Origin of the sequence: Streptomyces inhibens, assembly GCF_003389455.1 — a bacterium.
In the GTDB taxonomy this organism is placed as follows: Bacteria; Actinomycetota; Actinomycetes; order Streptomycetales; family Streptomycetaceae; genus Streptomyces; species Streptomyces inhibens.
In genome coordinates, this window is sequence record NZ_QUAC01000379.1 from 1 (window position 1) to 6,365 (window position 6,365).

A 6,365-nucleotide genomic window follows, 5' to 3' on the forward strand; every position below is an offset into this window, starting at 1 on the left:
CGCCCGCGCCGCGCTGCCCGGGTGGGCCGCCACCGCCCCGGCCGAGCGCGCCGCCCGGCTGTCCGCGCTGCGCGACCAGCTCGCCGCCCGTACGGAGGAGATCGCCCGGACCATCACCGCCGAGCTGGGCGCCACGCTCGGTTTCAGCCGGCGGGTGCAGGCCGCGCTGCCGGTCGTGGTCACCGGCTCGTACGCCGAACTGGCCGCCTCCTACTCCTTCGAGGAGCGCATCGGCAACTCCACCGTCTACCACGAGCCGGTCGGCGTGGTCTCCGCGATCACGCCCTGGAACTACCCGCTGCACCAGGTCGTCAACAAGATCGCTCCGGCGCTCGCCGCGGGCTGCACCGTCGTCCTCAAGCCCGCCGAGGACACCCCGCTCACCGCCCAGCTCTTCGCCGAGTGCGTGGACGCGGCGGGCGTACCGGCCGGTGTCTTCAACCTCGTCACCGGGCTCGGCCACGTCGCGGGCCAGGCGTTGGCCGAGCACCCGGACGTGGACCTGGTGTCCTTCACCGGATCGACCGCGGTCGGCAGGCAGATCGGCGCGATTGCCGGCGGTGGCGTCAAGCGGGTCGCCCTCGAACTCGGCGGCAAGTCCGCCAACGTCATCCTTCCGGGCGCCGATCTGGCCAAGGCGGTGCAGGTCAACGTCGCCGATGTGATGCGCAACTCCGGCCAGTCCTGCAACGCCCTGACCCGGATGCTGGTGCACCGCGACCAGTACGAGGAAGCGGTGGCGCTGGCAGCGGAGGCCGTGGGCGGCTACCTCGTGGGCGACCCGCAGGACGACGAGAGCCGGCTGGGCCCGGTCGTCAACGCCAAGCAGCGCGACCGGGTGCGCGGCTACATCGAGCGCGGTGTGCAGGAGGGCGCACGCCTGGTGGCGGGCGGACCGGACGCGCCCGAGGGCCGGGAGCGGGGCTACTACGTACGCCCCACCGTCTTCGCCGACGTCACGACGGACATGACGATCGCGCAGGAGGAGATCTTCGGCCCGGTCGTGTCGATCCTGAAGTACGAGAGCGAGGAGGAGGCGCTGCGCATCGCCAACGACTCCGCCTACGGGCTGGGCGGGGCGGTGTGGGCGGGCGACCAGGAGACGGCGGTCGCCTTCGCCCGGCGCCTGGACACCGGGCAGGTGGACATCAACGGCGGCCGTTTCAACCCCCTCGCCCCGTTCGGCGGTTACAAGCAGTCCGGCGTCGGCCGGGAACTGGGCCCGCACGGACTGGCCGAGTACCTCCAGACCAAGTCGCTCCAGTTCTGACCGGGCCGCACGGCGGGGGCGGATGCCGCCTCCCGGCCGTGCGGCACCACCCTGTCCCGCTGTCCCGCGCACGAGGAGACCTTGTGGTCCGCGCCGCCGTACTGCCCGCTGTCAACGCCCCGCTCCGGGTCGCCGAGATCGACCTGCCCGCGCCCGGCCCCGGCCAGGTCCGTATCCGGCTCGCCGCCGCCGGCGTCTGCCACTCCGACCTGTCGCTGTCCAACGGCACCCTGCGCCAGCCCGCCCCGGCCGTCCTCGGGCACGAGGGCGCGGGCACCGTCACCGCGGTCGGACCCGATGTGACGACGGTGGCCCCCGGCGACCAGGTCGTCCTCAACTGGGCGCCGTCCTGCGGCGACTGCCACTTCTGCGGGCTGGCCGAGCCCTGGCTGTGCGCCCGTTCCGGCCTCGCGGCGAATGCGCCGTACGCCACGCTCGCCGCCGACGGCAGTGCGCTCTACCCGGGCCTGGGCACCGCCGCGTTCGCCGAGGAGACCGTGGTGCCCGCGCATGCCGCGCTGCCGCTGCCGGCCGGGGTGCCGCTCGCCGACGCCGCGCTGCTCGGCTGTGCGGTGCTCACCGGCTGGGGCGCCGTGCACCACAGCGCCCAGGTGCGGGCGGGGGAGTCGGTCGCCGTCTTCGGCGTCGGCGGCGTCGGCCTCGCCACGGTGCAGGCGGCGCGGATCGCGGGCGCGGGCACGATCGTCGCGGTCGATGTCTCGTCGGAGAAGGAGGAGCTGGCCCGTGCGGCGGGCGCCACCGAGTTCGTGCTGTCCGCTGAGGACACCGCCAAGCGGATCCGCAAGCTCACCGGGGGCGTGGGCGCCGATGTCGCCGTGGAGTGCGTGGGGCGCGCCGACACGATCCGTACGGCCTGGTCGGCCACCCGGCGCGGCGGCCGTACGACGGTCGTCGGGATCGGCGGCCAGGACCAGCAGGTGACCTTCTCCGCCCTGGAGATCTTCTACTTCGGCCGGACGCTCGCCGGCTGTGTCTACGGCAACAGCGACCCGGCGCGCGACCTCCCGGTCATCGCCGAACACATCCGCTCCGGTGCGCTCGACCTCTCCGCACTGGTCACCGAGCGCATCGGCCTGGAGGGCATCCCGGCCGCGTTCGACGCCATGCTGGCGGGCAAGGGCGGCCGGGCGCTGGTCGTCTTCTGAGGCAACGGGGGAGGCCCCGGCGGAGCGGCCGGCGGTAGGGGAGGGTCAGCGGCCGTCCGGCGGTACGAGTTCCGGGTGGTGCAGCGCCAGGCCGTCCACCAGGGCCCGCAGACCGGCCTCGAACGCGCCCTCGTCCACCTGGCGCTGATGCTCCGCCAGGAGGTGCGCCTGACCCAGGTGCGGATAGTCGGCCGGGTCGTAGGCGCTGGGGTCGTCCACGAAGCCGCGGGCGAAGGAGCCCAGGGCGGAGCCCGCCACGAAGTAGCGGACCATCGCACAGACCTTGGTGGCCTGTGCGGGCGGCCAGCCCGCCTCGACCATGCCGCCGAACGCCGCGTCCGCCATCTTCAGCCCGGCCGGCCGGCGGCCGGGGCCCTGGGCGAGGAACGGCACGATATGCGGATGCGCGGCGAGCGCGGCGCGGTAGGAGCGGGCCCAGTCGAGCAGCCCGGCGCGCCAGTCGGTGCCGGTCTCGAACGTCGATACATCGACCTTGGCGATGACGGTGTCGGCGACCGCGTCGAGGATCTCGTCCTTGGTCGTGAAGTGGTTGTAGAGGGACGGCCCGCTCACGCCCAGCTCCGCCGCCAGCCGCCGGGTGGAGAGCGCCGGCAGCCCCTCGGAGTCGATCAGCTGAAGCGCCGTGGAGACGATGCGCTCGCGGCTCAGCAGGGGCTTGCGGGGTCGGGCCATGACGCACATAGTAGAGCTGCCCAGCAAAAACTAGCAGTGCTAATTAACGTCCCGGTCAACCGTTCTCGTCCACAAGGGGCCCGAGATGAACCTGGAGCTCAGCGCGGAGCAGACCGCGGTGCGGCAGCTCGCCAAGGACTTCGTCGACCGCGAGATCACCCCGTATGCCGCGGCCTGGGACCGCGCGGAGCAGGTCGACCGCGGCATTGTGAAGAAGCTCGGCGACCTCGGCTTCCTCGGGCTCACCGTCCCCGAGGAGTACGGCGGTTCCGGCGGCGACCATCTCTCCTACGTCCTGGTCACCGAGGAACTGGGCCGCGGCGACTCCTCGGTGCGCGGCATCGTCTCGGTCTCGCTCGGACTGGTGGCCAAGACCCTCGCCTCCTGGGGCGACGACCGGCAGAAGCGGGAGTGGCTGCCGCGACTCACCTCCGGCGAGGCGGTCGGCTGCTTCGGCCTCACCGAGCCGGGCACCGGCTCCGACGCGGGCAACCTGACCACCCGGGCGGTCCGGGACGATGGGGGTACCTCCCGGGGAACCTACGTCATCGACGGCGCCAAGACGTTCATCACCAACGGAACCTGGGCCGATGTCGTGCTGCTCTTCGCCCGCACCGGCGACGCCCCCGGCCACAAGGGCATCAGCGCCTTCCTCGTACCGACCGACACCCCGGGTCTGCAACGCCGGGAGATCCACGGGAAGCTGGGGCTGCGCGGCCAGGCCACCGCGGAGCTGGTCCTGGACGGCGTACGGGTTCCCGCCGCCGCCATGCTGGGACCCGAGGGCAAGGGCTTCTCAGTGGCGATGTCCGCGCTGGCCAAGGGTCGGATGTCGGTCGCGGCGGGCTGTGTGGGCATCGCCCAGGCCGCCCTGGACGCCGCGGTCGACTATGCCGGGCAGCGCGAGCAGTTCGGCAAGCCGATCGCCCGACACCAGCTGGTGCAGGAGCTGATCAGCGATATCGCCGTGGATGTGGACGCCGCGCGCCTGCTGACCTGGCGGGTCGCCGATCTGATCGAGCGCGGCGAGCCGTTCGTCACCGCGGCGTCCCAGGCCAAACTCTTCGCCTCCGAGGCCGCGGTGCGCGCCGCCAACAACGCCCTCCAGGTCTTCGGCGGCTACGGCTACATCGACGAGTACCCGGTCGGCAAGCTGCTGCGGGACGCCCGGGTGATGACCCTGTACGAGGGCACCAGCCAGATACAGAAGCTGGTCATCGGCCGCGCGCTGACCGGCGTCTCCGCCTTCTGACGCACGGGTCCGGGCCCCTCCGCCGGTACTCCACCGGGCCTAAGCGCTTGCTCAGCGGCGCGGTATGGTGTTCGATCCGTCAGAGGAACGTCCCTGGCGGGTCGAGGAGCGGGGTGCGCGATGGGTGCGGCGGCGGAGCAGGCTGCGGAGGAGCGCGAGGAGTGGGGCGGGGTGACCCCGGACGCCGCGCGGCGGCTGGTCAGCGCCGCCGTCGAGGCGTTCGCCGAGCGCGGCTACCACGCCACCACCACCCGTGACATCGCCGGCCGGGCCGGTATGAGCCCGGCCGCCCTCTACATCCACTACAAGACCAAGGAAGAGCTGCTCTACCGCATCAGCGGCATCGGCCACGAAAAGGCGCTGCGCATCATGGGCGCCGCCGCCGAGGCCGAGGGCAGCGCCGGCGAGCGGCTCCGCGACGCCGTACGCACCTTCGCCCGCTGGCACGCCGAGCACCACACCACCGCCCGGGTCATCCAGTACGAACTCCAGGCGCTGAGCCCGGAGCACTACACCGAGATCGCCGATCTGCGCCGCAGGACCGACCGGCTGCTGCGGCAGATCATCCAGGACGGCGCGGACAGCGGGGAGTTCCGGGCCGACGACGTGCCGGGCACCACCCTCGCGGTGCTGTCGCTGTGCGTGGACGTCGCCCGCTGGTTCTCGTCGGACGGCCCGCGCACGCCCGACGAGGTCGGCGCGCTCTACGCCGACCTCGTCCTGCGCATGGTGGGCGCCCCGGCGGGCGGGCCCGGCGGGGCGGCTACAGGTAAAAGCGGCTGACCGTCTCCGCGACACACACCGGCTTGTCGCCGCCCTCGCGCTCGATGGTCACGACCGTGGCGAGCTGCACACCGCCGGACACCTCGGTCACCTCGGCGATCCTGGCGGTGGCGCGCACCCGCGAGCCGACCGGGACGGTGGCGGGGAAACGCACCTTGTTGGTGCCGTAGTTGATCCCCATCTTCACGTTGTCCACCCGCATCAGCTGCGGTACGAGGGCGGGCAGCAGCGACAGCGTCAGATAGCCGTGCGCGATGGTGGTGCCGAAGGGGCCGGCCGCGGCCTTCTCCTGGTCCACATGGATCCACTGGTGATCGCCGGTGGCGTCCGCGAACAGATCGATCCGCTTCTGGTCGATCTCCAGCCAGTCGCTGGTGCCGAGCTCCTCGCCGACCGCGGCCCGCAGTTCGTCGAGCGATCCAAACACTCGGGGCTCTGCCATCTCCGTCTGCCTCCTTGGGATCCGTCTGCCGCCGTCGTAGACCGGCCGGCGCTTACTAAGCGCTTGCTCAGCATGCGGAGTGCGGGTACCCGCTGTCAACGCTCCGGCCCTCTCTGGCGGCCGGGGCCTGCCCTGCGGATCAGGGGCGGACAGGCCCTAGGGTTGAACCGTGCCCCAGCTTCCGTACAAGGTCCATGAACTCTCCGTCGGCCAGCTCTCCGCGCGTAGCGGTGCCGCGGTCTCCGCGCTGCACTTCTACGAGTCCAAGGGACTGATCAGCAGCACCCGCACGGCGGGCAACCAGCGGCGCTACAGCCGTGACGCGCTGCGCCGGGTCGCGTTCGTACGGGCCGCGCAGCGGGTCGGGATCCCGCTGGCGGTGATCCGTGACGCGCTCGCGGAGCTGCCCGACGAGCGCACCCCCAACCGTGCCGACTGGGCCCGGCTCTCCGAGGTCTGGCGCTCCGAGCTGGACGAGCGGATCAGCCAACTCGTCGAACTGCGCGACCGGTTGACCGACTGCATCGGCTGTGGCTGCCTCTCGCTGGAGAGGTGCGCGCTGTCCAACCCGTACGACAACCTCGGTGAACAGGGGCCCGGCGCACGGCGGCTGCGGGTCGACCGCAGCGTCAAGGACCCGGAGGGCGCGCGGGAGCGGGCCGGCGGCGAGCAGCGGCGCACACCGGACGGCAGCGGCGAGCAGGACGCGCCCGACGGGCAGGGGTGCTGCACGGACGGCCCATGAGCGCGGCGCGCGCC

The 6,365-nt window shown here is 72.6% G+C and carries 7 protein-coding genes; 5 read left to right on the forward strand and 2 right to left on the reverse strand.

Annotation, left to right across the window (positions count from 1 at the left end):
- Both DY245_RS34965 and DY245_RS34970 read left to right on the forward strand, forming a co-directional pair.
- Positions 1–1,270, forward strand: a 1,270-nt coding sequence (locus DY245_RS34965; RefSeq protein WP_147318413.1) for an aldehyde dehydrogenase family protein, incomplete at its 5' end; no start/stop codon positions are given.
- 83 nt (positions 1,271–1,353) lie between these two features.
- Positions 1,354–2,436 (forward strand): Zn-dependent alcohol dehydrogenase, encoded by a 1,083-nt coding sequence (locus tag DY245_RS34970; RefSeq protein ID WP_128511125.1) that lies wholly within the window; start codon positions 1,354–1,356, stop codon positions 2,434–2,436.
- 45 nt (positions 2,437–2,481) lie between these two features.
- Here DY245_RS34970 and DY245_RS34975 read toward each other — a convergent pair whose 3' ends face one another.
- Complete coding sequence (locus tag DY245_RS34975) at positions 2,482–3,129, reverse strand: TetR/AcrR family transcriptional regulator (protein WP_128511126.1); 648 nt, start codon at positions 3,127–3,129, stop codon at positions 2,482–2,484.
- Between the two features lie 85 nt (positions 3,130–3,214).
- Between DY245_RS34975 and DY245_RS34980 the strand changes: the two genes are divergently transcribed.
- Together DY245_RS34980 and DY245_RS34985 are read left to right on the forward strand one after the other, a co-directional pair.
- Complete coding sequence (locus DY245_RS34980) at positions 3,215–4,381, forward strand: acyl-CoA dehydrogenase family protein (RefSeq protein WP_128511127.1); 1,167 nt, start codon at positions 3,215–3,217, stop codon at positions 4,379–4,381.
- 120 nt (positions 4,382–4,501) lie between these two features.
- Positions 4,502–5,164 carry a TetR/AcrR family transcriptional regulator gene (locus DY245_RS34985; RefSeq protein WP_128511128.1) on the forward strand — a complete coding sequence of 221 codons (663 nt, stop codon included), beginning with the start codon at positions 4,502–4,504 and terminating at the stop codon, positions 5,162–5,164.
- Here DY245_RS34985 and DY245_RS34990 read toward each other — a convergent pair.
- A complete protein-coding gene (locus DY245_RS34990) occupies positions 5,145–5,606 on the reverse strand; it encodes a MaoC family dehydratase (protein WP_128511129.1) in 462 nt (153 codons plus the stop codon). The genes DY245_RS34985 and DY245_RS34990 overlap by 20 nt on opposite strands.
- Positions 5,607–5,775: 169 nt before the next feature.
- Between DY245_RS34990 and soxR the strand changes: the two genes are divergently transcribed.
- Positions 5,776–6,351, forward strand: a complete 576-nt coding sequence (soxR, locus tag DY245_RS34995) for a redox-sensitive transcriptional activator SoxR (protein ID WP_244943467.1) — start codon at positions 5,776–5,778, stop codon at positions 6,349–6,351.
- The last annotated feature ends 14 nt before the right edge of the window (positions 6,352–6,365 follow it).

Coding starts and splice junctions, on each gene's coding strand:
- DY245_RS34985 (WP_128511128.1), top strand. CDS start 4,502: ATGGGTGCGGCGGCGGAGCAGGCTGCGGAGGAGCGCGAGGAGTGGGGC.
- DY245_RS34975 (WP_128511126.1), bottom strand. CDS start 3,129: ATGGCCCGACCCCGCAAGCCCCTGCTGAGCCGCGAGCGCATCGTCTCC.
- DY245_RS34990 (WP_128511129.1), bottom strand. CDS start 5,606: ATGGCAGAGCCCCGAGTGTTTGGATCGCTCGACGAACTGCGGGCCGCG.
- DY245_RS34980 (WP_128511127.1), top strand. CDS start 3,215: ATGAACCTGGAGCTCAGCGCGGAGCAGACCGCGGTGCGGCAGCTCGCC.